Origin of the sequence: Rhizobium sp. BK456, assembly GCF_014194045.1 — a bacterium.
GTDB classification, from domain to species: domain Bacteria; phylum Pseudomonadota; class Alphaproteobacteria; order Rhizobiales; family Rhizobiaceae; genus Rhizobium; species Rhizobium redzepovicii.
Genome location: NZ_JACIAO010000013.1, coordinates 92,256 through 116,963, shown reverse-complemented (window position 1 = coordinate 116,963; position 24,708 = coordinate 92,256). Strand labels below are relative to the sequence as shown.

The 24,708-nt window shown below is 62.1% G+C and carries 27 protein-coding genes and 1 other RNA gene; 12 read left to right on the top strand and 16 right to left on the bottom strand.

Going from position 1 to position 24,708, the window contains the following annotated elements:
- Window positions 1-14: 14 nt before the first annotated feature.
- A complete protein-coding gene (gene rimP, locus FHX03_RS29200; RefSeq protein WP_097628404.1) occupies window positions 15-620 on the bottom strand; it encodes a ribosome maturation factor RimP in 606 nt (201 codons plus the stop codon).
- A 243-nt stretch (window positions 621-863) separates the two neighbouring features.
- Between rimP and FHX03_RS29195 the strand changes: the two genes are divergently transcribed.
- Both FHX03_RS29195 and FHX03_RS29190 read left to right on the top strand, forming a co-directional pair.
- Window positions 864-2,495 carry an MFS transporter gene (locus FHX03_RS29195; RefSeq protein ID WP_183856626.1) on the top strand — a complete coding sequence of 544 codons (1,632 nt, stop codon included), beginning with the start codon at window positions 864-866 and terminating at the stop codon, window positions 2,493-2,495.
- 8 nt (window positions 2,496-2,503) lie between these two features.
- On the top strand, window positions 2,504-2,959 hold the full coding sequence (locus FHX03_RS29190; protein WP_097628402.1) for a GNAT family N-acetyltransferase: 456 nt from the start codon (window positions 2,504-2,506) through the stop codon (window positions 2,957-2,959).
- A 4-nt stretch (window positions 2,960-2,963) separates the two neighbouring features.
- Here FHX03_RS29190 and FHX03_RS29185 read toward each other — a convergent pair whose 3' ends face one another.
- Window positions 2,964-4,217 carry a lytic murein transglycosylase gene (locus FHX03_RS29185; protein WP_183781740.1) on the bottom strand — a complete coding sequence of 418 codons (1,254 nt, stop codon included), beginning with the start codon at window positions 4,215-4,217 and terminating at the stop codon, window positions 2,964-2,966.
- Entirely contained in the window at window positions 4,214-4,819 is a 606-nt protein-coding gene (gene recR / locus FHX03_RS29180) for a recombination mediator RecR (RefSeq protein WP_012559493.1), read from the bottom strand. The genes FHX03_RS29185 and recR overlap by 4 nt, the downstream gene beginning before the upstream one ends.
- A gap of 57 nt (window positions 4,820-4,876) precedes the next feature.
- On the opposite strand from recR, the gene FHX03_RS29175 reads away from it, so the two are divergent.
- Window positions 4,877-5,494 carry an MOSC domain-containing protein gene (locus FHX03_RS29175; RefSeq protein WP_179867162.1) on the top strand — a complete coding sequence of 206 codons (618 nt, stop codon included), beginning with the start codon at window positions 4,877-4,879 and terminating at the stop codon, window positions 5,492-5,494.
- 84 nt (window positions 5,495-5,578) lie between these two features.
- Here the strand turns inward: FHX03_RS29175 and FHX03_RS29170 are convergent, their stop codons facing one another.
- The 3 genes from FHX03_RS29170 to ffs all read right to left on the bottom strand — a co-directional run bounded on the left by FHX03_RS29170 (window position 5,579) and on the right by ffs (window position 7,942).
- Window positions 5,579-5,902 carry a YbaB/EbfC family nucleoid-associated protein gene (locus tag FHX03_RS29170; RefSeq protein WP_003571208.1) on the bottom strand — a complete coding sequence of 108 codons (324 nt, stop codon included), beginning with the start codon at window positions 5,900-5,902 and terminating at the stop codon, window positions 5,579-5,581.
- Between the two features lie 20 nt (window positions 5,903-5,922).
- The gene (locus FHX03_RS29165; protein ID WP_183856624.1) at window positions 5,923-7,800 is read right to left on the bottom strand and encodes a DNA polymerase III subunit gamma/tau; all 1,878 of its coding nucleotides are present in this window, start codon (window positions 7,798-7,800) and stop codon (window positions 5,923-5,925) included.
- A 45-nt stretch (window positions 7,801-7,845) separates the two neighbouring features.
- Window positions 7,846-7,942: signal recognition particle sRNA small type (gene ffs, locus FHX03_RS29160), an RNA gene on the bottom strand.
- A gap of 89 nt (window positions 7,943-8,031) precedes the next feature.
- On the opposite strand from ffs, the gene FHX03_RS29155 reads away from it, so the two are divergent.
- The 5 genes from FHX03_RS29155 to FHX03_RS29135 all read left to right on the top strand — a co-directional run bounded on the left by FHX03_RS29155 (window position 8,032) and on the right by FHX03_RS29135 (window position 10,923).
- Window positions 8,032-8,442 (top strand): HIT domain-containing protein, encoded by a 411-nt coding sequence (locus FHX03_RS29155; RefSeq protein WP_097628398.1) that lies wholly within the window; start codon window positions 8,032-8,034, stop codon window positions 8,440-8,442.
- Window positions 8,439-9,398, top strand: a complete 960-nt coding sequence (gene nudC, locus FHX03_RS29150) for an NAD(+) diphosphatase (RefSeq protein ID WP_097628397.1) — start codon at window positions 8,439-8,441, stop codon at window positions 9,396-9,398. The genes FHX03_RS29155 and nudC overlap by 4 nt, the downstream gene beginning before the upstream one ends.
- A 4-nt stretch (window positions 9,399-9,402) precedes the next feature.
- On the top strand, window positions 9,403-10,095 hold the full coding sequence (locus FHX03_RS29145) for a helix-turn-helix transcriptional regulator (protein ID WP_097628396.1): 693 nt from the start codon (window positions 9,403-9,405) through the stop codon (window positions 10,093-10,095).
- A gap of 72 nt (window positions 10,096-10,167) precedes the next feature.
- Window positions 10,168-10,428: a hypothetical protein gene (locus FHX03_RS29140; protein ID WP_183856622.1), complete on the top strand. Its 261-nt coding sequence runs from the start codon at window positions 10,168-10,170 to the stop codon at window positions 10,426-10,428.
- A 126-nt stretch (window positions 10,429-10,554) separates the two neighbouring features.
- Window positions 10,555-10,923, top strand: a complete 369-nt coding sequence (locus FHX03_RS29135; RefSeq protein ID WP_003589327.1) for a VOC family protein — start codon at window positions 10,555-10,557, stop codon at window positions 10,921-10,923.
- Between the two features lie 76 nt (window positions 10,924-10,999).
- Here FHX03_RS29135 and FHX03_RS29130 read toward each other — a convergent pair whose 3' ends face one another.
- Complete coding sequence (locus tag FHX03_RS29130) at window positions 11,000-11,854, bottom strand: prephenate dehydratase (protein ID WP_003589326.1); 855 nt, start codon at window positions 11,852-11,854, stop codon at window positions 11,000-11,002.
- Between the two features lie 123 nt (window positions 11,855-11,977).
- Complete coding sequence (locus FHX03_RS29125) at window positions 11,978-12,733, bottom strand: 3-deoxy-manno-octulosonate cytidylyltransferase (RefSeq protein WP_183856620.1); 756 nt, start codon at window positions 12,731-12,733, stop codon at window positions 11,978-11,980.
- 153 nt (window positions 12,734-12,886) lie between these two features.
- Between FHX03_RS29125 and FHX03_RS29120 the strand changes: the two genes are divergently transcribed.
- A complete protein-coding gene (locus tag FHX03_RS29120; RefSeq protein ID WP_064835704.1) occupies window positions 12,887-13,453 on the top strand; it encodes a c-type cytochrome in 567 nt (188 codons plus the stop codon).
- A gap of 71 nt (window positions 13,454-13,524) precedes the next feature.
- On the opposite strand, the gene FHX03_RS29115 is transcribed toward FHX03_RS29120, so the two are convergent.
- The gene (locus tag FHX03_RS29115; RefSeq protein WP_183856618.1) at window positions 13,525-14,472 is read right to left on the bottom strand and encodes an AEC family transporter; all 948 of its coding nucleotides are present in this window, start codon (window positions 14,470-14,472) and stop codon (window positions 13,525-13,527) included.
- Between the two features lie 475 nt (window positions 14,473-14,947).
- On the opposite strand from FHX03_RS29115, the gene FHX03_RS29110 reads away from it, so the two are divergent.
- Window positions 14,948-15,940 carry an adenosine kinase gene (locus FHX03_RS29110; protein WP_097628392.1) on the top strand — a complete coding sequence of 331 codons (993 nt, stop codon included), beginning with the start codon at window positions 14,948-14,950 and terminating at the stop codon, window positions 15,938-15,940.
- Here the strand turns inward: FHX03_RS29110 and FHX03_RS29105 are convergent.
- Entirely contained in the window at window positions 15,933-16,472 is a 540-nt protein-coding gene (locus FHX03_RS29105; RefSeq protein WP_183856616.1) for an SH3 domain-containing protein, read from the bottom strand. The two genes, FHX03_RS29110 and FHX03_RS29105, sit on opposite strands and share 8 nt — an antisense overlap.
- Window positions 16,473-16,656: 184 nt before the next feature.
- Between FHX03_RS29105 and FHX03_RS29100 the strand changes: the two genes are divergently transcribed.
- Window positions 16,657-17,658 carry a 2-hydroxyacid dehydrogenase gene (locus tag FHX03_RS29100; RefSeq protein WP_183856615.1) on the top strand — a complete coding sequence of 334 codons (1,002 nt, stop codon included), beginning with the start codon at window positions 16,657-16,659 and terminating at the stop codon, window positions 17,656-17,658.
- 12 nt (window positions 17,659-17,670) lie between these two features.
- Here FHX03_RS29100 and FHX03_RS29095 read toward each other — a convergent pair whose 3' ends face one another.
- From FHX03_RS29095 to recF, 3 genes are read right to left on the bottom strand one after another with little or no spacing between them, the layout of a single operon-like run.
- Window positions 17,671-18,159, bottom strand: a complete 489-nt coding sequence (locus tag FHX03_RS29095; RefSeq protein ID WP_097628389.1) for a GNAT family N-acetyltransferase — start codon at window positions 18,157-18,159, stop codon at window positions 17,671-17,673.
- Window positions 18,156-18,980, bottom strand: coding sequence for a molybdopterin-synthase adenylyltransferase MoeB (locus FHX03_RS29090; RefSeq protein ID WP_183856613.1), 825 nt, complete (start codon window positions 18,978-18,980; stop codon window positions 18,156-18,158). The genes FHX03_RS29095 and FHX03_RS29090 overlap by 4 nt, the downstream gene beginning before the upstream one ends.
- Window positions 18,977-20,101, bottom strand: a complete 1,125-nt coding sequence (recF, locus tag FHX03_RS29085) for a DNA replication/repair protein RecF (protein ID WP_183856611.1) — start codon at window positions 20,099-20,101, stop codon at window positions 18,977-18,979. Before recF ends, FHX03_RS29090 begins: the two co-directional genes overlap by 4 nt.
- A 374-nt stretch (window positions 20,102-20,475) precedes the next feature.
- On the opposite strand from recF, the gene FHX03_RS29080 reads away from it, so the two are divergent.
- Window positions 20,476-20,841: a helix-turn-helix domain-containing protein gene (locus tag FHX03_RS29080; protein WP_003589313.1), complete on the top strand. Its 366-nt coding sequence runs from the start codon at window positions 20,476-20,478 to the stop codon at window positions 20,839-20,841.
- 47 nt (window positions 20,842-20,888) lie between these two features.
- Here FHX03_RS29080 and FHX03_RS29075 read toward each other — a convergent pair whose 3' ends face one another.
- The 3 genes from FHX03_RS29075 to dnaK all read right to left on the bottom strand — a co-directional run bounded on the left by FHX03_RS29075 (window position 20,889) and on the right by dnaK (window position 24,540).
- A complete protein-coding gene (locus FHX03_RS29075) occupies window positions 20,889-21,089 on the bottom strand; it encodes a hypothetical protein (protein ID WP_131710700.1) in 201 nt (66 codons plus the stop codon).
- A gap of 315 nt (window positions 21,090-21,404) precedes the next feature.
- Window positions 21,405-22,535: a molecular chaperone DnaJ gene (gene dnaJ / locus FHX03_RS29070; protein ID WP_012559503.1), complete on the bottom strand. Its 1,131-nt coding sequence runs from the start codon at window positions 22,533-22,535 to the stop codon at window positions 21,405-21,407.
- A gap of 85 nt (window positions 22,536-22,620) precedes the next feature.
- Window positions 22,621-24,540, bottom strand: coding sequence for a molecular chaperone DnaK (gene dnaK / locus FHX03_RS29065; protein WP_003589308.1), 1,920 nt, complete (start codon window positions 24,538-24,540; stop codon window positions 22,621-22,623).
- Between the last annotated feature and the right edge of the window lie 168 nt (window positions 24,541-24,708).

Sequence of the window (24,708 nt, the reverse complement as noted above, 5' to 3'; positions counted from 1 at the left end):
GGTCTGTTGATCGGTTATTCCTGGTCGTCCGCTTCGTTCTGGTTGGCGGCCTGGGCTTTCGCCAGCTTGTCGGCGCGCAACGCATCGCGGATCAGGTCGTCGGTCAGAATGAGCTTCGCATCGCTAAGCGCCGTGAAGGGAATGGTGACCTTTTGCTCTTCCCCGTAAGCGACCTGGTCACGCTCGAGCGTGAAACCATCTACGCCTGCTTCGACGATCTTGCCGCGGAAGCGCTTGCGATTGTCGATCAGGATCGACGTCTCGCATTTCACAAGGTGGCCCTGCCAGCGGACGAAATCGGATTTCCGAACCATCGGACGGTCGATGCCGGGCGAAGACACTTCGAGATGATACTCTTTATCGATCGGATCTTCCACATCGAGGACTGGAGAAATCGCCATCGAGATTTCTTCGCAGTCCTGGACCGTCATCGTCCCGTCGTTGCGCTCGGCCATGACCTGCATCGTCGCGCCGTTCTGGTTCATCATGCGGACGCGGATCAGCCGAAAGCCCAGGCCGACGAGGACGGGTTCGATGATATCGGCAAGACGCTGGTCAAGCCCGGTTTCGGTAATCAGCCGCGGCTCAAGTTCGTTGTCTGCGTTTGTCATGTCCGACAAGCGATGCGCTCCTCGCAATTTCATGCTGTTTAGGGATCGCGCTAATAAAAAAGAGCGGGTCCTTGCGGCCCACTCTTCATCAAGCGATCAAGAATTTGAGAGCCATATAGTCGGGTTTTTCCGAAATTGCAAGGTCTGCGACCGATTCGGCCAATTCGCTTACGGTGGGGTGACGAGACCTATGGCCAGCGCCGGTCTTGCGCATATATTGCCGTGGGGCGCAACAACAAAAGCGGAGAAATCGTGGCCTACACTTCGTCGACATTGGCGCCTTTGCGGCACGATACCTACCGCACCATCTGGTTCGCCAGCCTGTCCTCGAATTTCGGCGGACTGATCCAGGCGGTCGGTGCCGCCTGGATGATGACGACGATCACCGCCTCCGAGGACATGGTCGCGCTGGTGCAGACCTCGACGGCGCTGCCGATCATGCTGTTTTCGCTGATCTCGGGCGCGCTCGCCGACAACTACGATCGCCGCCGGGTGATGCTGACGGCGCAGTGCATAATGCTGACGGTCTCGGCCCTGTTGACGGCCACGGCGCTTCTCGGCTGGATCACCCCCTGGCTGCTGCTGTTCTTCACCTTCCTGATCGGCTGCGGCACCGCGCTCAACAACCCATCCTGGCAGGCCTCGGTCGGAGACATGGTGCCGCGCGCCGATCTGCCGGGCGCCGTCACGCTGAACAGCATGGGTTTCAACATTACCCGCAGCGTCGGCCCGGCCATCGGCGGCGTTATCGTCGCAGCAGCCGGCGCGGCGGCGGCCTTCGCGGTGAACACCGTGAGCTACCTCGCTTTGATCTATGCCCTGCTGCGCTGGCGCCCGAGCACGCCGGCCTCGACCCTGCCGCGCGAGGCGCTCGGCAGCGCCATCTTCGCCGGCCTGCGTTATGTCTCGATGTCGCCCAATCTCGAAAAGGTTCTCCTCCGGGGCCTGCTCTTCGGCATCGGCGCCAGCTCGATCCTGGCGCTGCTGCCGGTCGTGGCACTCGATCTCGTCGGCGGCGGCCCGCTGACCTATGGTTTCATGCTCGGCGCCTTCGGCATCGGCGCGATCGGCGGCGCGGTGCTGAATGCGCGGCTGCGCCAGATGCTGTCGAGCGAGATGATCATCCGCCTGGCCTTTACAGGCTTCGCGCTGAGCGCCGTCATTGCCGCCTTCAGCCCAAGCGCGGTGCTCACCTCGGCCGGGCTGCTCGTCTCCGGCGCCTGCTGGGTCTCCGCCCTGTCGCTCTTCAACACCATCGTCCAGCTGTCGACGCCGCGCTGGGTGGTGGGTCGCGCCCTGTCGCTCTACCAGACCGTCACCTTCGGCGGCATCGCCGGCGGCAGCTGGCTCTGGGGTGTTGCCGCCGATCGCTATGGCGTCGCCGATGCGCTGCTGATGTCATCGGTCGTCATGCTGCTCGGCATCGTCATCGGCCTGCGTTTTTCCATGCCGGCCTTCGCCTCGCTCAATCTCGATCCGTTGAATCGCTTCACCGAGCCGGCTCTCAGTCTCGACATCACCCCGCGCAGCGGCCCGATCGTCATCCAGGTCGATTACGAGATCGGAGATGACGACCTTGCCGAATTCATGCAGCTGATGGGCGAGCGCCGCCGTATCCGCATCCGCGACGGCGCCCGCAACTGGGCGCTGATGCGCGATCTCGAAAATCCCGGGCTCTGGACGGAAACCTACCATACGCCGACCTGGGTCGAATATATAAGACACAACCAGCGGCGCACGCAGGCCGATGCCGAAAACACCGACAGGCTTCGTGCGCTTCATCGCGGCGAAGGTCCGTTGCATGTCCACCGCATGATCGAACGCCAGGCCATTCCACCGGATACCGACGTCTTCCACAAGGCGCCGATCGACCTGCATCATTGAGGACAGCCATGTATCAATTCAGGCTCGCCCGCCAGTCCGATCTCGTCGCCATCGTCCGGCTTCTGGCCGACGACGATCTCGGCAGCGCCAGAGAAATCACCTCTGATCCCGTCGATGCGCGCTACCTCTCGGCCTTCGCGGCGATCGAGTCGGATGCCAATCAGCTCTTGGCCGTCGCCATCGATCCTTCCGATCGGGTCGTCGGCTGCCTGCAGCTGAGCTTCATTCCCGGCCTGTCGAGGACGGGCATGTGGCGCGGCCAGATCGAAAGCGTGCGTGTCGCAAGGGATGTTCGCGGCTCGGGCCTCGGCTCCGCGTTCGTCGAATGGGCGGTCGGCCAATGCGCCGCGCGCGGCTGCAGCTTGGTTCAGCTGACGTCGGACAAGACGCGAGCGGATTCGATCCGCTTCTACGAGAGGCTCGGTTTCGTGGCGAGCCACGAAGGGCTGAAGCGCAGTCTCTGAACAACTACTTCAGCTTGCTCTTCATCGTCGCCTCGGGAAAGCAGGTCGGTGCCATGCCGTTCTTCGCCTGCCACTGGCCGATCGAACGCCGGGTCTTGTAACCAGGCAGACCGTCGGAGCCCCCGACATCGTAGCCCTGCCGCTCCAGCGCCTTCTGCATGGCGGCGACATCGGAGCGCAGCATCTTGCCAACATCGCCCCATCGACCCTCAAAGGCACCGGCATTAGAGCCGATCCGGTCGGCGAGATTGCCGATATAGAGCGCGTAGAGATCGGAATTGTTATATTCCTTGATGATGTAGAAATTCGGGGTGACGATGAACTCAGGCCCATCGCGGCCCGCCGGAACCAGCATCATGCCCTCGGCCTTCATCTCGCTTGAGGGGAAATCCTTGCCGGAGATGCGGTCGATGCCGAGCGAGGCCCAGTGCGACAGCGGTTTTGAGAGATCCGGCCCTTCCTGCGCACAGGAGACCGCCTCCGGTATCGACACCTCGAAACCCCAGTCGTGGTCGCGCTGCCAGCCCTTCTTGACCAGGAAATTGGCGATCGAGGCGAGCGTATCCGGCACTGAGGTCCAGATATTGCGATGGCCGTCGCCGTCGAAATCGACGGCATATTTCAGGTAGCTCGTCGGCATGAATTGCGGCTGCCCGAGCGCGCCGGCCCACGAACCCTTGAAACCGGCCGGCGTCACGTCACCGCCGTCGAGAATATGCAGCGCCGCCACCAGCTCGGTGCGGAACATCTCCTTGCGCGTCGACATGAAGGCCTTGGTCGCCAGCACCTCGATCGCCGAATTCGGGATCTTCGCGGCGCCGAAGCCGGTCTCCCGGCCCCAGATGGCCAGCACGATCGGCCCCGGCACGCCATAGGTCTTCTCGATCCGCTTCAGCGTCGAGCCATATTGCGCGGCAAAGCCGCGGCCGGTTGCGGCAAGCCTCTTCAGATGGTCCTCGTTGAAATAGGGACCGGGCGAGGAAAATTCCGCCTGCGTCTGCTTCTGCTCCTTCGGCGGAGGGAAACCGGGCGGCGCGAGATCGGGCAGGTTCCAGTTCAGGGTGATACCGGAGAAGGCGGCCTTGAAGCTCTTCTCGGAAATCCCGTTCGCCTTCGCCTCCGGCCAGAGGTCCTTCTGCACCCACGTCTCGAACTGCGCCTCGACATCGGCTTTTGAAGGGGCTGCGTGGGCGCAGAGGGGGAGGAGGGCGGTTGTTATCGCGAGGGCGAATATCCGCGGCAAATGAAACCGTCTCATATTACCGTCCGTGCCCGAAGTGCTGCGGCAAGAGTGCCCTCGTCGAGATAGTCGAGCTCGCCGCCGACCGGCACCCCGTGCGCCAGGCGGGTGATCTTCACGTTAAGCCCCTGCAGCTGGTCGGTGATGTAATGCGCCGTCGTCTGTCCCTCGACGGTGGCGTTGACCGCGATGATCAGCTCCCGGATGCCGCCTTCGCCGATCCGGTCGATCAGGCCGCGAATATTCAGATCGTCGGGACCGATCCCGTCGAGCGGCGAAAGCGTGCCGCCGAGCACGTGATAGGCGGCGTTCATCGCGCCCGCCCGCTCCAGCGCCCAGAGGTCGGAGACGTCCTCGACGACGATGATGATCGATTGATCGCGCTGCGTGTCGGTGCAGACGGTGCAGGGATCGACGGTATCGACATTGCCGCAGCGCGAGCAGATCTTCACCTTGTCGTAAGCTTCGCCCATCGCATTCGACAGGGGCCCCAGCAGCTGGTCCTTCTTCTTGATCAGATGTAGTGCCGCCCGGCGCGCCGAGCGCGGCCCGAGGCCCGGCACCTTCGCCAAAAGCTGGATGAGTTTTTCGATTTCGGGGCCGGTGACTCGTTTTGCCATGCGCCGTTCTTAGCTGATATGCAACGAAAACGGAATCGCGGAAGGATCGGCCGTCCCATGAAAATCCTGGCGCTGTGCATCGGCAATCCGGAAAGGCTGGCCGGCAAGAGCTACAAGACCGGCATCTTCAAACACGCGGTCAACGGCGCGGTGATGATCGATGCCGAGGGGCTGGTCGGTGATGCCATCTGCAACCGCAAACACCATGGCGGCGTCGATCAGGCTGTTTATATCGAGGGATCGCTGACGCTCGACTGGTGGAGCGGCGAGCTTGGCCGGCCATACGAGGCTGGCACTTTCGGCGAAAACATGGTGATCTCAGGTCTCGACAATCGCGACGTTTCCGTCGGCGATCGCTTCATATCAGGCGATCTCGTCCTCGAAGTCAGCGCATGCCGCATCCCCTGCGCCACCTTCGCCGCCAGGATGAACGATCCGAAATTTGCCAAGCGCTATACCGCAGCCGCCCGCCCCGGCATCTATTGCCGGGTTGTCGCGGGTGGCGTGGCCGAAGCCGGGACGCCGGTGGAATATCAGCCTTTTCCCGGAAAAAAGGTGACGATGCCGGAACTGATGGAAACCTTCGGTCGGCGGCTTTCGGAGACGGACCGGGCGCGATATCTCGCTGCTCCTATTCACTACAAGCTGCGGGCAATGCTGGAAGCGCAGCGCTAGGAACAATTTGTCACCCTCGGATCGCGAGGGCGATGATCGCATCGTCCATCCGGGCAGCGATGCAATAAATTAAGTTGCCTGCTATCAGAATGGCAGCTTGAACCCGGGCGGGATCGGCAGGCCGGCGGTCAGCGCCTTGGTCTTTTCGGCGGCGAGCGCCTCGGCCTTGTCCTTGGCGTCCTTGTGGGCGGCGACGATCAGGTCCTCGAGGATCTCGACATCGTCTTCCTTGAACAGCGACGGGTCGATCTTCAGGCTCTTCAGCTCGCCCTTGCCGGAGATGATGACGGTAACGAGGCCGCCGCCCGCCTTACCTTCGGCCGTGAGCTCGGCGATCTCCGCCTGCATCTGCTCCATCTTGGCCTGCATTTCCTTGACTTTGCCCATCATGCCCATGATGTCGCGCATCGTCTCGCTCCTTCTTGAAATCAGAATTCTATGTCGTCGCCGGGCAGGATATCACCGTCTTCCGATTCGGCGGCGGCAGGCGGCGTCGCCTCATCCGCTTCTTCCTCGGGGGTCGGCGCCCTGACGCGCACGTCGATGATCTTGGCGCCCGGAAACTGCGTCAGGATGGCCGCGACATCGGGGTCCTGGCGGGCATCGCTGACGCGCTGTTGCTGAGCCTTGGCTTCCGCCTCGACCATCGTCGGCCCGCCTTCTTCGCGGCTGGTGCTGACGATCCAGTGGATGCCCGTCCATTCCTTCAGCTTGACGGCAAGCTCGTTCAGCAGTGTGCCGGGTGCGCCTTCGGTCAAGTTCACATCGAGCCGGCCGGGTTCGATGCGGACGGGCCGCACGAAGTTACGCACCAGCGCCTTCAGCTTGACGTCCCGCTTTTCGGCGGCGAGATCGACGATATCGCTGACCGAATTGACCGGAACGAGCGGCTTCGGTGTCTCGGCCGGTATCGTCTCGATCCGCCCGACAGGCATCGTCTCCGGCTGGCTGCTCGGCACGGCGCGCAGCATCGCCACCGGCGCGGACGCCTGCGGCTTGCCAGGTGCGATGTCCGGCGCGCGTGCGACGCTGCTTTGATAGGGAACGCGCGTGCCGCTGCCGCCGCCGTTGCCGGAAGGCAGGGAGGAGGGCCGCGGGCCGGCATTGTCGCCGGAAAATTCGGCAAGCCGCCGCGCTGCATCCTCGGGCGCCGGCAGATGCGCCGCATGCGCGAGCCGGATCAGCACCATTTCGGCCGCACCCGCCGTCCGCGACGAGCCTTCCGTTTCGGGAATGCCTTTCAGCAGCATCTGCCAGATGCGCGACAGCGTCGTGACCGCGACGCCCTTGGCGAATTCGGCGGCCTTGGTACGCTCGACCTCGCTGAGCGAGGGGTCGTTTGCCGCATCCGGCACATATTTTAGCCGCGTCACCAGATGGGTGAAATCGGCAAGATCGGTCAGCACCACCACCGGATTGGCGCCGGCCTCGTACTGGCTCTGGAATTCACCGAGGGCTGCGGCGACGTCGCCCTTGACGACATGCTGGAAGAGGTCGACGATCCGGGCGCGGTCGGCAAGGCCGAGCATTCCGCGCACGGCTTCCGCCTGCACCGCACCCGCGCCATGGGCGATCGCCTGGTCGAGCAGCGACAGCCCGTCGCGCGCCGAGCCTTCGGCGGCACGTGCGATCATCGCCAGCGCGTCCGGTTCGGCCTCGATGCCTTCCTTGGCGGCGATTGTCGAAAACAACCCGACGAGATCCGACGCGCTGATGCGGCGCAGGTCGAAACGCTGGCAGCGCGACAGCACGGTGATCGGCACCTTGCGGATTTCCGTGGTGGCGAAGATGAACTTCACGTGCTCCGGCGGCTCTTCCAGCGTCTTCAACAAGCCGTTGAAGGCCTGCGTCGACAGCATGTGCACTTCGTCGATGATATAGACCTTGTAGCGCGCCGAAACTGGCCGGTAGCGCACCTGCTCGATGATCTCTCTTATATCGTCGATGCCGGTATGGGAGGCGGCGTCCATCTCGATCACGTCGACATGCCGGCCTTCCATGATCGCCTGGCAGTGTTCGCCGGGCGTGCGAAGGTCGATCGTCGGCTTGTCGACATCGGATGTCTTGTAATTCAGCGCCCGCGCCAGGATGCGCGCCGTCGTCGTTTTGCCGACGCCGCGCACGCCGGTCAGCATGTAGGCCTGGGCAATGCGGCCGGTTTCGAAGGCGTTGGTCAGGGTGCGGACCATCGGCTCCTGGCCGACCATCAGGTCCGTGAAATCCTTGGGGCGGTATTTGCGAGCCAGCACCCGGTATCCGGTGCCCGTCGAGGCGGCATCTTTTGATTGTCGCTCGGTGTCGCTCATCGCCCTGCTTGTCGCCCGGATCGTCGGGCACTTCGTGGAGAGAAGGTGGGAGGCTGGCACGATGACCCGTGCCGGGCTCGTTAGGGCTGCTTCCTTCCGGACCTGACCCGGTTGGCGAGTGGCTCGTCCACCACCAACCTCCCGGATGCACATATCGGCAATATCGTCATCAAAAGCAAGCCAACATGCGAAAAAACTGCTAGTCGTTGGAAAACATGGGAGGAATGCCCTTTGAACGGTTTCGTGCTCGACCCCCGGCTGGAAAACGACAGCACCAGCGTCATGGTCACCGGCCTCTGTGATCTCAGATTGTCGAGGGATGCCCGCTGGCCCTGGCTCATTCTCGTGCCGCGCCGGGCTGAAATCACCGAAATCTTCGAGCTCACGCCGCTCGACCAGGTGCTGCTTGCCTTCGAGACGGAGCTTGTCGCCAAAGCCCTGAAAGAGATCACCGGCGCAACAAAAATCAATATCGGGGCTCTTGGCAATATCGTCCGCCAGCTTCATGTTCATGTCATTGCCCGCTTCGAAGGCGATGCCAATTGGCCGGGTCCCGTCTGGGGATTCGGGCGCGCGGAGCCCTACGAGGACGGAAAGAGAGACGAATTCATAGCGAAACTGCGGGAAGCCCTTTCATCATGAGTCATTCGCTTTTCGATTCGGATGTGCCGCATCCCGAACCCAGCAATCTCACGGCTTTTGCCGCCAACGACCTCAATCGCGATTCCGAGCATCGCGACGAACACTCCGTCGAAAAGGCGCTGGCAAGGGACGGCACGCATATCTTCGCCTTCGCCAGAGACAGGCTGGTGCTGAAGCATGACGGCCAGGTGCTCGATCCGCTCTTTGCCCGCTACGAGCTGCAGGAATTGCAGCCGGATTGGGACGAGACCGTGCTTCTCGGCTACCGCAAATCGGGCGAGCCGCGGCTTGCCGTCCCCGTCGGCATCGACGTCGACGACCTCGCCAGCCATTACAAGCCTGCCGACGGCCGCACTTTGTTTCGCGAAATGCTGATCGACGAGGTGCTACTCGGCGAATTCGCCCAGGCCGCGAGCCTGATCCGCTGGAATGGCGACAACCGCTTCTGCGGCCGCTGTGGCTCGGCGATGGAGATCCACATCGGCGGCTACAAGCGTGTCTGCGCTGCCTGCGAACACATGATCTTCCCGCGCACCGACCCGGTCGTCATCATGCTGACGGTCGACGAGAGCCGCGACCTCTGCCTGCTCGGCCGCAGCCCGCATTTTGCGCCTGGCATGTATTCCTGCCTTGCCGGCTTCCTCGAACCCGGCGAGACCATCGAAAACGCCGTGCGGCGCGAAACGCTGGAGGAGTCGGGCATCCGCACCGGCCGCATCCGCTACCACGCCTCGCAGCCCTGGCCGATGCCGCACTCGCTGATGATCGGCTGCTACGCCGAGGCCAAATCCACCGAAATCACCCGCGACGAGACGGAACTCGAGGATTGCCGCTGGTTCACTCGCGAGGAAACGATCGAGATGCTGGAACGCCCGAGCGCGACTGGCAAGGCCTCGCCGCCGAAAGGGGCGATCGCCCACCGCCTGATGCGCGACTGGGTGGAGTGGAAGCGGTAACACCATGCCGGTCGCGCGCTCGGAACGGCTGCTGACGCTGCTTCAGACACTTCGGCGTTACCGGCGGCCGGTGACCGGCACGGTGCTTGCCGAGGAGACCGGCGTCAGCCTGCGTACGCTCTATCGCGATATTGCCAGCCTCCAGGCCCAGGGGGCGATGATCGAAGGCGAAGCCGGCATCGGCTACGTGCTGAAGCCCGGCTTCATGCTGCCGCCGATGATGTTTTCCGAAGAGGAGCTGGAGGCGCTGGTCCTCGGTTCGCGCTGGGTCGCCCGCGCCGCCGAGCCGCGCCTGGCCGGCGCCGGCGCCGATGCGCTAGCCAAGATTGCCGCGGTGCTGCCGGCGGATATGCGGGACATGATCGATTCGGCCGCCCTCTTCGTCGGCCCTAAGCGCCGGGACGAGGACAAAGCCGACGTTTCGGCCATCCGCCGGGCGATCCGCCTCGAGCGTATCCTCGAACTGCATTACGGCGACGAACAGGGCCGGATCTCGCGTCGCCGGGTCTGGCCTTTCGCACTCGGCTATTTCGAGCATGTGCGGGTCCTCATGGCCTGGTGCGAACTGCGCCAGGACTTCCGCCATTTCCGCACCGACCGCATTATCGACATGACGCTGCATGAGGTGCGTTATCCGCGCCGCCGCACGGTTCTTCTGAAAGAATGGCGCGAGCAGGATGTGCCGCTTGAGAACTGAAACGCTGCTGCCATAAACTGTCAGCAGCGGGCGTTATTATCAGTACCAATCCACCAGGAAGGAGTACTGATCATGGCAATGCCTCCCGCCATCCATTTCGCCAACGAGCGTTTTACAGCTGAGACCTTTGCCGATGTCATTTCGGCCGAAACTTTTGCCGACGTCCGCCAATCGGCGCGCTCCGGCTTGCTAGGACGGGTCATCGGCCTTCTCCGCAATCCCGGGGGAAACCGCTCGAAACTCGATCTTGAAACGACATCGGATTCCTTGAAGCGTGACCTCGGCTTTCTGGATGGGCGCGGCCCGCGCCGCGAGGATCGTTTTCCGCTGTAAGCCACTTCATTACCATTGATATTCCACCCGACGAACGGGGCGCGCGCGCCTCCACTTCCTGCTGCCATCCATTGGCAGCAGTCGGGTCCATCGTCCTTACCATTTCACATCAACGGGAGAACCGAAATGACCAGTCCGAACCTGATTATCCTCTACGTCAAGGACCCCGGCGAAAGCGCCAGCTTCTACCGCAACCTCCTGAACCGCGAACCAGCCGTGGAAGCACCGAATTTTGTCGCCTTTCCGCTCGAGGGCGGCTTCACCCTCGGCCTCTGGCGGCGCAGCAAGGTCGAGCCGCAGCCTTCCGCGATCGGCAACCGCGGCGAAGTGGCCTTCATGGTCAAGGGGGAAAACGCCGTCGCCAATCATTACGAGGACTGGCGCGGTCGCGGTCTGCCGATCGCCCAGGAACTGACCGAACTGGATTTCGGCCCGACCTTCGTCGTGCTCGATCCGGACGGCCATCGCCTTCGCGTCTGTGAGCCGGATAAATAATAGCTGATATGGAGGCGTCTCATGCATATGCCCGGAAGTCTTCAGCGCTTCCGGGCATATGCATGGAACTGAGGAGTTACAGCAGGCCTCGCATCGCATGCCCCTTGTAGACGCCGAGGATGCGCACCTTCTCGGAGAAGAACCGCAGTTCTTCCAATGCCCGGCGCACGTTCGGATCGTTCGGGTGGCCTTCGATATCGGCGTAGAACTGCGTTGCCACGAATCTTCCACCGAGCTGATAGCTTTCCAGCTTCGTCATGTTGATGTTGTTGGTGGCGAACCCGCCGAGCGCTTTATAGAGCGCGGCCGGAATGTTGCGGACGTTGAAGACGAAGGTAGTGACAACCTTTTCATCAGCCGAATTCCGTTGCGCCCATTCCTCGTCGCGCGACAGCACGACGAAGCGGGTGACGTTGTTTTCCGTATCCTCGACATTTTCGGCGATGATCTCGAGCCCATAGAGATCGGCGGCAAGGCGTGGCGCCAAGGCGGCCATGGAGCGATCGCCGGTTTCTTTCACCAGCTTTGCTGCACCGGCTGTATCGCCGGCGATGATAGGCTTCCAGCCGTTGGCGCGGACGATCTTCCGGCACTGGCCGAGCGCGTGGATATGGCTGTGCACCGTGCGGATCTCGTCCTTGGTCACACCCGGCAGCACCATCAGCTGGAAGCGAATCGGCATGAAATATTCGCCGATGATGTGCAGCCGCGATTCCGGCAGCAGATGGTGGATATCGGCGACCCGCCCGGCGATCGTGTTCTCGATCGGGATCATCCCGATGTCGGCGTCGCCATTGTCGACCGCCGTGAACGCATCCTCGAAGGTTTGGCAGGGCAGCGGCTCCATGGTGGGGAACATGTCGCGGCTGGCCATGTCGGAATTGGCGCCGAATTCGCCCTGGAAGGCGATCCTGTTGGTCTTGATGTTCATGATGGTTCCGTCAGTTCGACTTAGAGCATGATGCCGAAAAGTGTGAGCGGTTTTCGGACGACATCATGCTCTAACTCTTTAATTGAGAACAGGATTCAGATTTTAGGCCAACCGAGCCTAAAATCATCCTGTTCTGGCGGAGAGGATGCGCCGCGCTTTTTCGAGGTCGGCGGGAGTATCGACACCGAGCGGAACCGTGTCAACGATCTCGGCGTCGATGCGCATGCCGGCCTCCAGCGCCCGCAGCTGCTCCAGCGCTTCGCGCCTTTCGAGTGTCGAAGGCCCGAGCGAGACGAACCGTTCCAGCGCCGCGCGCCGATAGGCGTATAGGCCGATATGATGGTAGAGCGGACCCTTGCCGTAAGGTGCGGTCGCGCGCGTGAAATAGAGCCCGCGCAGTCGGGTGTCGGAAACGGGCGAGCCGACGACCTTGACGATGTGCGGCGCGGTTTTGTCCTCTTCATTATCGATTTCGGTCGTTAGCGTGCCGATATCGACCGCCTCGTTCTCCAGAGGGCGCAAAGCCGCGCGCACGGTTTCCGGATCGATCGTCGGCAGATCGCCCTGGACGTTGACGATGAATTTCGCCTTGCCGGCAGGATCGACTTTCTGCAGCGCCTCAAAGATCCGATCGGAACCCGATTGATGATCGCTGCTGGTCATGACGACTTCGAAGCCGGCGGCAGAAACCGCATCGAACACCCTGATGTCGTCGACAGCGACGACGACGCGGCCGATGGCTGCCTCTTTGGCGCGCATCGCCACTTGGACGATCATCGGCAGCCCGCAAATATCGGCGAGCGGCTTGCCCGGAAGCCGGGTGGAAGCCATCCGCGCCGGGATCAATACGAGCACACCGTCTAAATTTGAATCACTCATTGGTCGGGCCTTCTATTCCGGGCTGAAAAGTGTCAAAAAGTCTCACGCACAAGACCATTTAGACAGTTGCAACGATCAGCCAAAAGACATAGGTTCCGCGCGATTTCAAGATGGTCCGGTTATGGTCTGCCGGCTGCAAGGGGAGCATTGCAGATGAATTCATACGTCAATACGGCCGTGGGGGCACTGCTCGGAACGATTTTCGTTCTGATGTCGGTCTCTATCGCGTCCGAAGGGATCTTCCATTCCGAAGCACCGGAAAAGGAAGGTTTCGCGATCGTTGCCGAAGAGGCGCCCGCCGCTGGTGGCGAAGCTGCGCCTGCCGCTGCTGCCGTTCCGATCGCGCAATTGCTCGCTTCTGCCGATGCCAAGGCCGGTGAAACGGTCTTCAAGAAGTGTCAGGCCTGTCATGACGGCACCAAAGGGGGACCGAACAAGGTCGGTCCCAACCTCTTTGGTGTCGTAGATCGCCCGATCGCCTCGCATGAGGGCTTCGCCTATTCCGCTGCGATGAAGGATTTCTCCAAGGGCAGCAGCGAGAAGTGGACCTTCGAATTCCTCAACAAGTTCCTGCTGGCGCCGAAGAAGGACGTTCCGGGCACGGCGATGGGCTTTGCCGGTCTGGCGAAGGATCAGGACCGCGCCAATGTCATTCTCTACCTGCACACGCTGGCCGATTCGCCGGTACCGCTGCCGGACCCGAACACCGCGACGCAGTAACGCGGACGCAACAACGCACCTCGAAGAGAGCCCGGCCCGCGACGCCGGGCTTTTTGTTGTGCGGAGAGTGTTCAGGCGCCCAGGAAATAGGCCCAGAGCGAAACCGTGATGGCGCCGAGCGCTGTCGTCACGGTGATCGTCGAGGCAGCAATACTATGGCCGACACCGAATCGGTTGGCGATCAGCCAAGCGTTGACGCCTGTAGGCACCGAGGACGTCAGCACGATCGCCGCCGTCCATTCCGGGCTGAGGCCGAGGAGATGGCTCGCCGCCCACACGCAGCCGGGCAGCAGCAGCAGCTTCAAGCTCGATGTGACGCTTGCTATGCCGAGATTGCCGGAAATGCCGTATTTCTCCAGCGCCATGCCGAGCGAGATCAGCGCTGCCGGGCCGGCAATGCCGGCGATCTGCTTGACGACAGTGGCGAGCGTTACCGGCATGCTGAGGCCGGAAAGATGCATCGTCATGCCGGCCGCAAGCCCGATCACCAACGGGTTGCGCACAAGATTAACGGCGATCTGGCGAAGCACCAGCACCATGCTGCGATCGCTCTTGCCGGCGATCTTGCGCTCGGCATGCTCCATCAGCACCGTGCCGGCGACCATCATCACCGGCAGATGGACGGCGAGCAGGATTGACAGCGCCACCAGCCCTTCGTCGCCGACGGTGCGCTCGACCAGCGGCAGGCCGATGAAGATATTATTGGCGAAAGCCGAGGAAACGCCGGCCAGCACGCCGATCCGCTCGTCGCGGCCGAAGAGGCGCGTGGCGGCGATATGGCCGGTCGCCCAGGTAATGGCAACGCCGGAGAAATAGACGATCCACAGCCGGAAAGGCGAGGCACCGTGAAAATCCGCCTCGGCAATGGTGCGGAAGAGTAAGAGCGGCACGGCGATCTTGAATACGAATTCGCTGAGCGCTTCGCCGACATTCGATGCCATCAAGCCGCTGCGGACGATCACCCAGCCGATGAGGATCAGGATGAAGATAGGAAGAACGTCGAGGATGATGGCTGACATGGGGGAGGCTGCTTTGCGCGGGGGGAGTGTCGCACCTCTACCGCATAATTCCGTAAATCGGAATCGATTTAAGGATAAATTATGCAGCACTTGACAATGCTGCAGCAGCAAACGGCTTGGATTGAAAAACCAATCGCCGCCGATCCTGCAGCATCCGAGAAACAAAAAAAGCGGGCACAGCCCGCTTTTCCGCTCCGGCCTTGCCGGAGCGATCGCGAAGCTGCCAGTTCATCCGTGGTCAGCATCGCGCCGGTAAGATCGAGGGTTTCATCCCTCGTGCGTCCGACTGCAACTGAAAGCTGCTCATGCCGGTCTTCTCGCGACTATGTCTAGATTTCGAAAATGACAGGGGCATGACGAACAAGCGGCAGTTTTGCGAAGAAATAGATGCGCCATCCACCATTTATCCTTCCAAACCGTGGAAATTTCGCTAAGACCGAACCCCGGCTATCACAAATCCGGGACTCCCCATTTCATGACAAGATTCGATGTTCTGACAGTCGGCAACGCGATCGTGGATATCATTGCCCGTTGCGACGACCAGTTCCTCATTGACAACCAGATCACCAAGGCGGCGATGAACCTCATCGATGCGGAACGGGCCGAACTGTTGTATTCGCGCATGGGGCCGGCGCTCGAAGCCTCCGGCGGCAGCGCCGGCAATACGGCTGCGGGCGTTGCCAACCTCGGCGGCAAGGCCGCCTATTTCGGCAATGTCGCCGCCGATCAGCTGGGCGACATCTTCACCCACGACATCCGCGCCCAGGGCGTCCACTACCAGACGAAGCCCAAGGGCACGTTCCCGCCGACGGCACGCTCGATGATCTTCGTCACCGAGGACGGCGAACGTTCGATGAACACCTATCTCGGCGCCTGCGTCGAGCTCGGGCCGGAGGACGTCGAGGCCGATGTCGTGGCCGACGCCAAGGTCACCTATTTCGAAGGTTATCTCTGGGATCCGCCGCGCGCCAAGGAAGCGATCCTCGATTGCGCCCGCATCGCCCATGAAAACGGCCGGGAAGTGTCGATGACGCTGTCCGACAGCTTCTGCGTCGGCCGCTATCGTGGTGAGTTCCTCGATCTGATGCGCTCCGGCAAGATCGATATCGTCTTCGCCAATCGCCAGGAAGCGCTGTCGCTTTATGAAACCGACGATTTCGAAGAGGCGCTGAACAGGATCGCTGCCGATTGCAAGATCGCCGCCGTGACCATGAGCGAGGATGGCGCCGTCATCCTGAAGGGCCGCGAGCGTTATTACGTCGATGCGATTAGGATCAGGGAAGTCGTCGATACGACGGGCGCTGGCGATCTCTTCGCCTCCGGCTTTCTCTATGGCTATACGCAGGGACGCTCTCTGGAGGATTGCGGCAAGCTCGGCTGCCTCGCAGCCGGCATCGTTATCCAGCAGATCGGCCCGCGCCCAATGACCTCGCTGTCCGATGCCGCCAAGCAGGCTGGGCTTATTTGAAGGCTTCGCCGGGATAAGCGCCCCAGATTTCCGACTGCGCCACCCAGCCGGAGGCGCCGTCGATTTCGGCGCGGCACCAGTCGCCGTTGCATTCGCCGATCGTCAGCATCACGCCGGGTTCCAGCTTGGCGACGATCGACGCGGAGGGCTGCGCCTCGCGGCGCAGATTGACGAATACGCCCTTGGCCTTCGTCTTCATCCACGGGGCGGCGATCGCCGCGCGCTGGCCTGACAGCAGCGACTGGTTGACCCAGCCTTCGGTGCCGTCGGCATCGCGGATGCGGCGCCAGTTGTCGTATTCCTGAATGATCTCCACCGGCAATCCGGATTTCAGATACATCCACGAAACGGCATAATCCGTTCCCGGGCCGATGCGCAGGTTGACGCGCTTGGATTTCAGGGTGACGAAACGCGGCAATGGCAGCCCGCTTGGCCCCTTGGCGGCCTGCGCATGGGCCAATTCGACGGTTCCCATGGATGCGGCCAGAGCGATGGCAAGGGCAAGGCAGGACTTCAGGACTTTGCTGCGCATGGAAGTTTCCGTTTGCTCGAATTCGCGGGCAGGCCCGGCCTGCTCGCGGTCCGGGCTCTGACATTCCCCAGCTGCACCGCGAGTTTTGTTTGTCTTCGCGCGCGGGTCTGGTAGAAAATGCCCGGATGGGAAAATTATCACCCCTCTTGGTTAAAGACCTCTGAACAAGGCACCACAGCCAGCCATGACAGCGAAGAAAAAACCGAAGGTCTATATCACCCGCAAGCTGCCCGATGCCGTCGAAACTCGCATGCGCGAGCTGTTCGACGCCGAGCTGAACATCGACGACGCGCCGCGCTCCGTGCCCGAGCTGATCGCCGCCGTCAGGACCGCCGACGTGCTGGTGCCGACCGTCACCGATCGCATCGATGCGGCGCTGATCGATCAGGCGGGGCCGCAGATGAAGCTGATTGCAAGCTTCTCCAACGGCACCGACCATATCGACGTCGAGGCGGCAGCGCGTAAGGGCATCACCGTCACCAACACGCCGAACGTCCTGACCGAGGATACCGCCGATATGACGATGGCGCTCATTCTCGCGGTTCCGAGGCGGCTCGGCGAAGGCGCGCGTGTGCTCACCGACAAGCCCGGCGAATGGGCCGGCTGGTCTCCGACCTGGATGCTCGGCCGGCGCATTCACGGCAAGCGCATCGGCATCGTCGGCATGGGCCGCATCGGCACGGCGGTCGCCCGCCGCGCCAAGGCGTTCGGCCTGTCGATCCACTACCACAACCGCAAGCGCGTCAATCCGGCCGTCGAGGACGAGTTGGAAGCGACCTATTGGGAAAGTCTCGACCAGATGCTCGCCCGCGTCGACATCGTGTCGGTCAATTGCCCGTCGACTCCGGCAACCTTCCACCTGATCTCAGCGCGCCGCCTGGCGCTGCTGCAGCCGACGGCCTATCTTGTCAACACCGCGCGCGGCGACGTCGTCGATGAAGCTGCGCTGATCAAGTCGTTGAGGGAGGGTCGGATCGCCGGCGCCGGCCTCGACGTCTTCGAAAACGAGCCCGCCGTCAATCCGAAGCTCGTCAAGCTCGCCAATGAGGGCAAGGTCGTGCTGCTGCCGCATATGAGTTCGGCGACGATCGAGGGCCGCATCGACATGGGCGACAAGGTCATCATCAATATCCGCACCTTCATCGACGGTCACAGGCCGCCGAACCGGGTGCTGCCCGGCCGCTGAAGCCGAGTTGAGTCAGACGACCTCGATTAGAGGCACAAGGGTCTTGCGCATCTCGACGAAGGTCGTCCTGGCAAAGCCCGGATGCGCCTTCTCGGCGGTTCTCGAAAATCCGCAGGCGGCGAAGACGGCGTGATTGTCGGTGAGCTCGATGCGCGTCTCCAGCCGCAAAGCGGGAAGGCCGAGCCTTACGGCCGTTTCTTCGGCAATCGCCAGCAGCCGCTTGCCGAGGCCCTTGCCCTGGACCTCAGGCAGAACGGCGAGCTTGCCGACATAGAGACAATCGGCCTCCGGCCGCAGGAACAGGCAGCCGACCAGCTTTCCCTCATCGACGGCGGCATGACCGATCTCGGCTCTTGCCTTTTCGGCCAGCGACTCCGCCGTCAGCGTCAGCGCCGAGGATGGCGGATCGATCCTGCCGTTCATCGAAGCAAAGGCGGCGAGGATCAGTGCGAGCAACTCGTCCCAGCGCGTGAAACTATGATCAAGAGGAAAAATCGTCATCCGGCCTGTCTTTGCGTTGTTCGGCGTCGTTTATAGCGGACCGTGTCGAAGCGGGCCGAGAGCGCGTCATAGAGCAGCAGCCGTCCGATCAGCGGCTCGCCAGTGCCGGTGACGAGCTTGATCGCCTCCATCGCCATCATCGTGCCGATGACGCCGGTTAGCGCGCCGATGACCCCGGCCTCGGCGCAGGCGGGAATGAGCCCCATCGGCGGCGCTTCCGGAAAAAGGTCGCGATATCTAGGGTTGGGCGTCCCGTCCTCGGCGCTCTCATAGGGTTTGAGAACCGTCAGCGAGCCGTCGAACCGCCCGACGGCGCCGCTGACAAGCGGAAGGCGCGCTTCCTCAGCCGCATCGGCCGCGGCATAACGCGTGTCGAAATTGTCGGAGCCGTCGATCAGCAGATCGAAGCCGGCCAGTTGCCGGAAGGCGGTCTCGGAGGAAAAGCGCTCCTCGAAGCGGATCAGCCGGACATGCGGATTGAGCCTCGCGATGGCGAAGGCGGCACTTTCCGTCTTTAATTCGCCGATCGTGCCGGAATCATGGATCACCTGGCGCTGCAGGTTCGACAGCGACACCCGGTCGTCGTCGACGATACCGAGCGTGCCGATCCCGGCTGCGGCCAGATATTGCAGGACGGGCGCACCGAGGCCGCCTGCGCCGATCACCAGCACACGAGCGGCTTTCAACTTTTGCTGACCCGCGCCGCCGATTTCGGGGAGTAGGATGTGACGGTGATAACGGGCGATTTCGTCGGGGCTGAGCGGTTCCATGGCGCCGATCTTATCATGGCGCTCGATACCGGGAAAAGTCGCCTCCGTCATTCGAATACCTTTCCGTCGGCCACCGTGAAGACTTGCGCCCTGTCGCCCAACGCCGAAAACATCGCGCGATCCGTTCCGGTCATGAAGGCCTGGCCGCCCAGCCCGTCGATGAGGTCGAACAGCGCGGCGCGGCGGCCCTCGTCGAGATGGGCGGCGATCTCGTCGAGCAGCAGGATCGGCGCATGGCCGGTGAGATTGCCGACGAGGCGCGCATGCGCTAGCACCATGCCGACTAGCAGCGCTTTCTGCTCGCCGGTGGAGCAGCGTTCCGCCTCCATCGCCTTTTCCCGGTGATGCACGATGAGATCGGCCCGATGCGGCCCGTCAAGCGTGCGCCCCGCGCCGGCGTCGCGGTAGCGGCTCTCCGCCAGCATGGCCGCATAATCGTCCTCGAGGTCGACCGAGGGGCGCGAAAACTGACCGTCCATGAAGCCGGAGAGCTGCAGCGATGCCGAAGGGAAGGGTGACGTCTCGCGCGTTTCCTCGATCAGCCGGGTCAGCAGGCCGAGCATCTCCTGCCGGGCGAGCGCCATGGCGATGCCGAGGCTCGCCATCTGTTCCTCGATGCCGGTAAGCCAGGAGGGGTCGAAGCGGCCCTCATCCAGCAATTTGTTGCGGCTGCGCATGGCACGCTCGAAATCGCTGGCGCGGCGGCCATGGGCGGGATCGAGCGACAGCACCAGCCGGTCGAGAAAGCGGCGCCGGTCGGAGGAGGCGCCGGTAAAGAGGCCGTCCATCGCCGGTGTCAGCCAGAGAAGCCGCAGATGGTCGGTGAGTTCGTCTGCGGTCTTGGCCGCAGTACCGTTGATCCGCAGCCTACGGGCGGTGGTCTCCTCGCCCGTTTCTATGCCGGTGCCGATTTCGACTTCGCCTTCCATGCCGTCGAGCGCGGCGAAGATCGAAAAACCGCCGGCTGCACCGACGCGGGTAATGTCGCCATAGGCAGCACGGCGCAGTCCCCGGCCGGGCGAAAGCAGCGAGACCGCCTCCATGAGATTGGTCTTGCCGGCGCCGTTATCTCCCGTCAGCACGGCGTGCCGGCCATCAAGGTCAAGCGCCGCCGCCGCATAGTTGCGGAAGTCTGTCAGCTTCAGGCGGGAAAGAGAAACCTTGTGCGGCATCGAATGTCCGGAATCGTGAAGCGTGACAGCTAAGCCCAAGCGGCGTTGATGGCAAGGCTCGCGGCTTCGCTGACATGGATCATTGGTGCTGCCCTCGGTGCGGGATGAGCATCAGGCACGATGCAGCGCGGAACCAAATTCTCAATGAAAATACAACCTGGAGAAGGGCGTTCCGGTGTCGGACGGGCGCTATGGCCGGCAGCCTTCTTCAGTGTCTGCGAACCCGGTATATTCGGGGTTCTGCCACAATCGCCTCGACCAACTGACGTTACGTGAAGCCCAAAAAAGTTGGTTGAATTTTGCAACTGCAGGGTTGAGTTATCCTCTGAAACCGATATGGTAAACGAAGTGTTTAGGTATCAGAGAGTGATGAAGTGCCAGATCCGGTTGATATTATCGTTGGTCGCAACGTAAGGCAGTTTCGCGCCCTTCGCCGTGTGTCCCAGCTCGAGCTTGGCGAAGCACTCGGACTGACGTTCCAGCAGATTCAGAAATACGAAAAAGGGACGAACCGCGTTTCCGCCAGCAAGCTGCATCAGATCGCAGTTTTTCTCGATGTCGAGATCTCCGCTCTCTTCGAGGGAGCCGGCATGTCGCAATTCGGCAGCCGTATCGAACTCAGCCCCGACGCCTATGCGCTTGCGCTGAGCTACGACAGACTGAACTCATCGGCCGGCAAGGAAGCGGTCAAGACCATCGTCACGATCATGAGTGGGGAAACAGCCGAAAACGCCGCCTGATCTCGCCGAGCGGGATAGCGCGCTCGTTCACGGTCCGCACGCTGCGTTCAGTGGATCTCGCATTCGTGCAGCGCCGTCAGCAGCTCGTCCTGCGTCTGGTGGCCCGCGTGATAGAGGTCGATCGCGATGCTGGCGATGGAAAGGCCCTGCTGGCTGCGAAGCTTGATGTTGCGCTCGGCGCACCATGTGTAGATGGCGCCGGCGAGAACGTCGACGTCTTCGGACTGAGAGGAAAAGGCTGGCGCCATGGCAGATACCCTTGGTTTGATTGTCCCGCGCGTCTGAGGACGCTCTGTTGTTTGATTCCGCGCCTAATCCTTTCCGGATATCGATTCCGATTTTCGGGCTTATGCGCTGACGGCAGAGACTGAATTCATTTGGAAAACTTGCAAGCGGCATCACGCGGCTGCGTTAACGCAAGTAATGAGCCGACCCATCGCCGTGCCGATCTGGGACAAACTGGCGGCGTCGAACGGCAAATGTCTCAAATCGGGATCCGCTGAAACGAAAAAGCCGGAAACGTTTCGGTCCCCGGCTTTCGAGATGCTCTAATCGATCGCGTCTCAGCCTTCGAAGAATTCCTTCATCCGGGCGAAGAAGCCGGTCGATTCGGGATTGTTCTCCTTGGAGGACAGCTGCTCGAATTCCTGCAGCAGCTCGCGCTGGCGCTTGGTCAGCTTTTGCGGTGTCTCGATCTGGATCTGGATGTAGAGATCGCCTGTCTGCGCCGAACGCAGCACCGGCATGCCCTTGCTTTTCAGGCGGAACTGTTTGCCCGCCTGCGTGCCTTCGGGCACGCTGACGCGCGACTTGGTGCCGTCGAGCGTCGCCACGTCGAAGGTGCCGCCGAGAGCAGCCGTCGTCATCGAGATCGGAACGGCGCAATAGAGATCGGCGCCGTCGCGCTGGTAGAATTCATGCGGCTTCACCGACAGGAAGATATAAAGGTCGCCTGCCGGTCCGCCGCGGGCGCCGGCTTCGCCTTCGCCCTGCAGGCGGATGCGGGTACCGTCCTCGATGCCGGCCGGGATATTGACCGAGAGCGAGCGCTCTTCCGTCACCCGGCCCTGGCCGTGACACTTCGGGCAGGGATCGGGAATGATCTGGCCGCGGCCGTGGCAGGTCGGGCAGGTCCGCTCGATCGAGAAGAAGCCCTGTGCGGCGCGCACGCGCCCACTTCCCTGGCAGGTGCCGCAATTCTTCGGCTGCGTGCCGGGCTTGGCGCCCGAACCCGAACAGACGTCGCAGGTGATCGAGGTGGGAACGCGGATCTGCGCCGTCTTGCCGGAGAAAGCCTCTTCCAGCGTGATTTCCATGTTATAGCGAAGATCGGCGCCGCGTTCGCGGCCGCCCGATGAGCGCTGGCGCGCACGACCGCCACCCATCATCTCGCCAAAAATATCCTCGAAGATGTCGGAGAAGCCGCCGCCGGCAAATCCGCCGCCGCCACCGCCGCCCATGCCGCCATGCTCGAACGCCGCATGACCATAACGATCATAGGCGGCCCGCTTCTGCGGGTCCTTGAGCATCTCGTAGGCTTCGTTGATTTCCTTGAACTTGCGTTCGGCGTCCTTGTCATCCGGGTTCTTGTCCGGATGGAATTTCATCGCCAGTTTGCGGAAGGCGCTCTTCAGCTCTTTCTCATCCGCCGTCTTGGCTACACCCAGAGTTTCGTAAAAGTCCGCTTTTGCCATTAAGGATTAAACCCCGGAAATGGATTTCCGGCTGCCATGGTGAGCAGCCGGATCAGGTGTTGAAGCATAACCACGCCGTCGCGGATTACGCGGACTTTTTGCGGTCGTCGTCCTTGATTTCCTCGTAGTCGGCGTCGACGACATTATCGCCGCCTTCTGCCGAGGCATCGCCCGCAGCTGCGCCGCCCTCGGCCTGCTGCGCTTCATAGATCGCCTGGCCGAGCTTCATCGACACTTCCATCAGCGTCTGGGTCTTCGCCTTGATGTCGTCGGCATCCGGCTCGGTCGCTTCCGAAGCCGTCTTCAGCGCGGCGATCGCATCCGAGATCGCGGTGCGGTCAGCCTCGGAAACCTTGTCGCCGTAATCCTTCAGCGACTTTTCCGTGGAATGGATCAGGCTTTCGGCCTGATTCCGAGCTTCGACGGCCTCGCGACGCTTCTTGTCCTCGGTGGCATGAGCTTCGGCATCCTTCACCATCTTCTCGATGTCGGCGTCGGAAAGACCGCCGGAGGCCTGGATGCGGATCTGCTGTTCCTTGCCGGTGCCCTTGTCCTTGGCCGAAACCTGCACGATGCCGTTGGCGTCGATGTCGAAGGTGACCTCGATCTGCGGCATGCCGCGCGGCGACGGCGGCAGGCCGACGAGGTCGAACTGGCCGAGCAGCTTGTTGTCGGCAGCCATTTCACGCTCGCCCTGCGAAACGCGGATAGTCACCGCCTGCTGGTTGTCCTCGGCCGTCGAGAAGGTCTGGCTCTTCTTCGTCGGGATCGTCGTGTTGCGTTCGATCAGGCGGGTGAAGACGCCACCGAGCGTCTCGATGCCGAGCGACAGCGGCGTGACGTCGAGCAGCAGCACGTCCTTGACGTCGCCCTGCAGAACGCCGGCCTGAATGGCGGCGCCGAGTGCAACGACTTCATCCGGGTTGACGCCCTTGTGCGGCTCCTTGCCGAACAGCTGCTTGACGACTTCCTGGACCTTCGGCATGCGGCTCATGCCGCCGACGAGAACCACTTCGTCGATTTCGGCAGCGGTGACGCCGGCATCCTTGAGAGCGGCCTTGCACGGTGCGATCGTGCGCTGGACGAGATCGTCGACCAGGCTTTCGAGCTTGGCGCGGGTCAGCTTCAGCGTCAGGTGCTTCGGGCCGGAGGCGTCGGCCGTGATGAACGGCAGATTGATTTCGGTCTGCTGCGAGGACGAAAGCTCGATCTTCGCCTTTTCCGCAGCTTCCTTGAGGCGCTGCAGGGCAAGCTTGTCGTTCTTCAGGTCGATGCCATTGTCGCGCTTGAATTCACCGACGAGATATTCGACGAGACGCATGTCGAAGTCTTCACCGCCGAGGAAAGTATCGCCGTTGGTCGACTTCACCTCGAAGACGCCGTCGCCGATCTCGAGGATCGAGATATCGAAGGTACCGCCACCAAGGTCGTAGACGGCAATCGTCTTGCCTTCTTTTTTGTCGAGCCCGTAGGCGAGTGCGGCAGCGGTCGGCTCGTTGATGATGCGCAAAACTTCAAGTCCGGCGATGCGGCCGGCATCCTTGGTTGCCTGGCGCTGCGCGTCGTTGAAATAGGCGGGAACGGTGATGACGGCCTTTTCGACCTTTTCGCCGAGATAGGATTCGGCGGTTTCCTTCATCTTCTGAAGGATCATCGCGGAAATCTGTGCGGGCGAGTAGCCTTTGCCATTGGCTTCGACCCAGGCGTCGCCATTGTCGCCCTTGACGATGGTGAAGGGAACGAGGTGCTTGTCCTTCTCGACGGTCGGATCTTCATAGCGGCGGCCGATCAGGCGCTTGACTGCAAAGAGTGTATTCGTCGGGTTGGTGACCGCCTGGCGCTTGGCCGGCTGGCCGACGAGGCGTTCGCCATCATCGGAAAATGCCACCATGGAAGGGGTCGTGCGTGCACCTTCCGCATTCTCGATAACCTTCGCGTCCTTGCCGTCCATGACTGCGACGCAGGAATTCGTCGTTCCAAGGTCGATACCAATTACTTTTGCCATGTCATTCTCTCCTTGAAGCAAGCTGTCTGAACCCCGAGAAGGCATTCCCTGACAGCCCCTTACGGGATGGGTCTACTTAAGATTACGCAATCGTGATTGCGGTGATGCGGCGTATATAAGGAGCGGTTTTCTGGACTGCAAGGCGAGAAATGGCCCGGAATCCAGCAA

Bases quoted from the DNA above. Each gene is read 5' to 3' on its own strand.
- FHX03_RS29165 (WP_183856624.1), bottom strand. From the start codon at position 7,800: ATGAGCGACACCGAGCGACAATCAAAAGATGCCGCCTCGACGGGCACC.
- FHX03_RS29145 (WP_097628396.1), top strand. From the start codon at position 9,403: ATGCCGGTCGCGCGCTCGGAACGGCTGCTGACGCTGCTTCAGACACTT.
- FHX03_RS29100 (WP_183856615.1), top strand. From the start codon at position 16,657: ATGACAGCGAAGAAAAAACCGAAGGTCTATATCACCCGCAAGCTGCCC.
- FHX03_RS29115 (WP_183856618.1), bottom strand. From the start codon at position 14,472: ATGTCAGCCATCATCCTCGACGTTCTTCCTATCTTCATCCTGATCCTC.
- dnaK (WP_003589308.1), bottom strand. From the start codon at position 24,540: ATGGCAAAAGTAATTGGTATCGACCTTGGAACGACGAATTCCTGCGTC.
- FHX03_RS29125 (WP_183856620.1), bottom strand. From the start codon at position 12,733: ATGAGTGATTCAAATTTAGACGGTGTGCTCGTATTGATCCCGGCGCGG.
- FHX03_RS29105 (WP_183856616.1), bottom strand. From the start codon at position 16,472: ATGCGCAGCAAAGTCCTGAAGTCCTGCCTTGCCCTTGCCATCGCTCTG.
- nudC (WP_097628397.1), top strand. From the start codon at position 8,439: ATGAGTCATTCGCTTTTCGATTCGGATGTGCCGCATCCCGAACCCAGC.
- recF (WP_183856611.1), bottom strand. From the start codon at position 20,101: ATGCCGCACAAGGTTTCTCTTTCCCGCCTGAAGCTGACAGACTTCCGC.
- FHX03_RS29130 (WP_003589326.1), bottom strand. From the start codon at position 11,854: ATGAACATCAAGACCAACAGGATCGCCTTCCAGGGCGAATTCGGCGCC.
- FHX03_RS29190 (WP_097628402.1), top strand. From the start codon at position 2,504: ATGTATCAATTCAGGCTCGCCCGCCAGTCCGATCTCGTCGCCATCGTC.
- FHX03_RS29095 (WP_097628389.1), bottom strand. From the start codon at position 18,159: ATGACGATTTTTCCTCTTGATCATAGTTTCACGCGCTGGGACGAGTTG.
- FHX03_RS29090 (WP_183856613.1), bottom strand. From the start codon at position 18,980: ATGACGGAGGCGACTTTTCCCGGTATCGAGCGCCATGATAAGATCGGC.
- FHX03_RS29185 (WP_183781740.1), bottom strand. From the start codon at position 4,217: ATGAGACGGTTTCATTTGCCGCGGATATTCGCCCTCGCGATAACAACC.
- FHX03_RS29140 (WP_183856622.1), top strand. From the start codon at position 10,168: ATGGCAATGCCTCCCGCCATCCATTTCGCCAACGAGCGTTTTACAGCT.
- FHX03_RS29170 (WP_003571208.1), bottom strand. From the start codon at position 5,902: ATGCGCGACATCATGGGCATGATGGGCAAAGTCAAGGAAATGCAGGCC.
- FHX03_RS29075 (WP_131710700.1), bottom strand. From the start codon at position 21,089: ATGGCGCCAGCCTTTTCCTCTCAGTCCGAAGACGTCGACGTTCTCGCC.
- FHX03_RS29135 (WP_003589327.1), top strand. From the start codon at position 10,555: ATGACCAGTCCGAACCTGATTATCCTCTACGTCAAGGACCCCGGCGAA.
- recR (WP_012559493.1), bottom strand. From the start codon at position 4,819: ATGGCAAAACGAGTCACCGGCCCCGAAATCGAAAAACTCATCCAGCTT.
- FHX03_RS29175 (WP_179867162.1), top strand. From the start codon at position 4,877: ATGAAAATCCTGGCGCTGTGCATCGGCAATCCGGAAAGGCTGGCCGGC.
- dnaJ (WP_012559503.1), bottom strand. From the start codon at position 22,535: ATGGCAAAAGCGGACTTTTACGAAACTCTGGGTGTAGCCAAGACGGCG.
- FHX03_RS29110 (WP_097628392.1), top strand. From the start codon at position 14,948: ATGACAAGATTCGATGTTCTGACAGTCGGCAACGCGATCGTGGATATC.
- FHX03_RS29120 (WP_064835704.1), top strand. From the start codon at position 12,887: ATGAATTCATACGTCAATACGGCCGTGGGGGCACTGCTCGGAACGATT.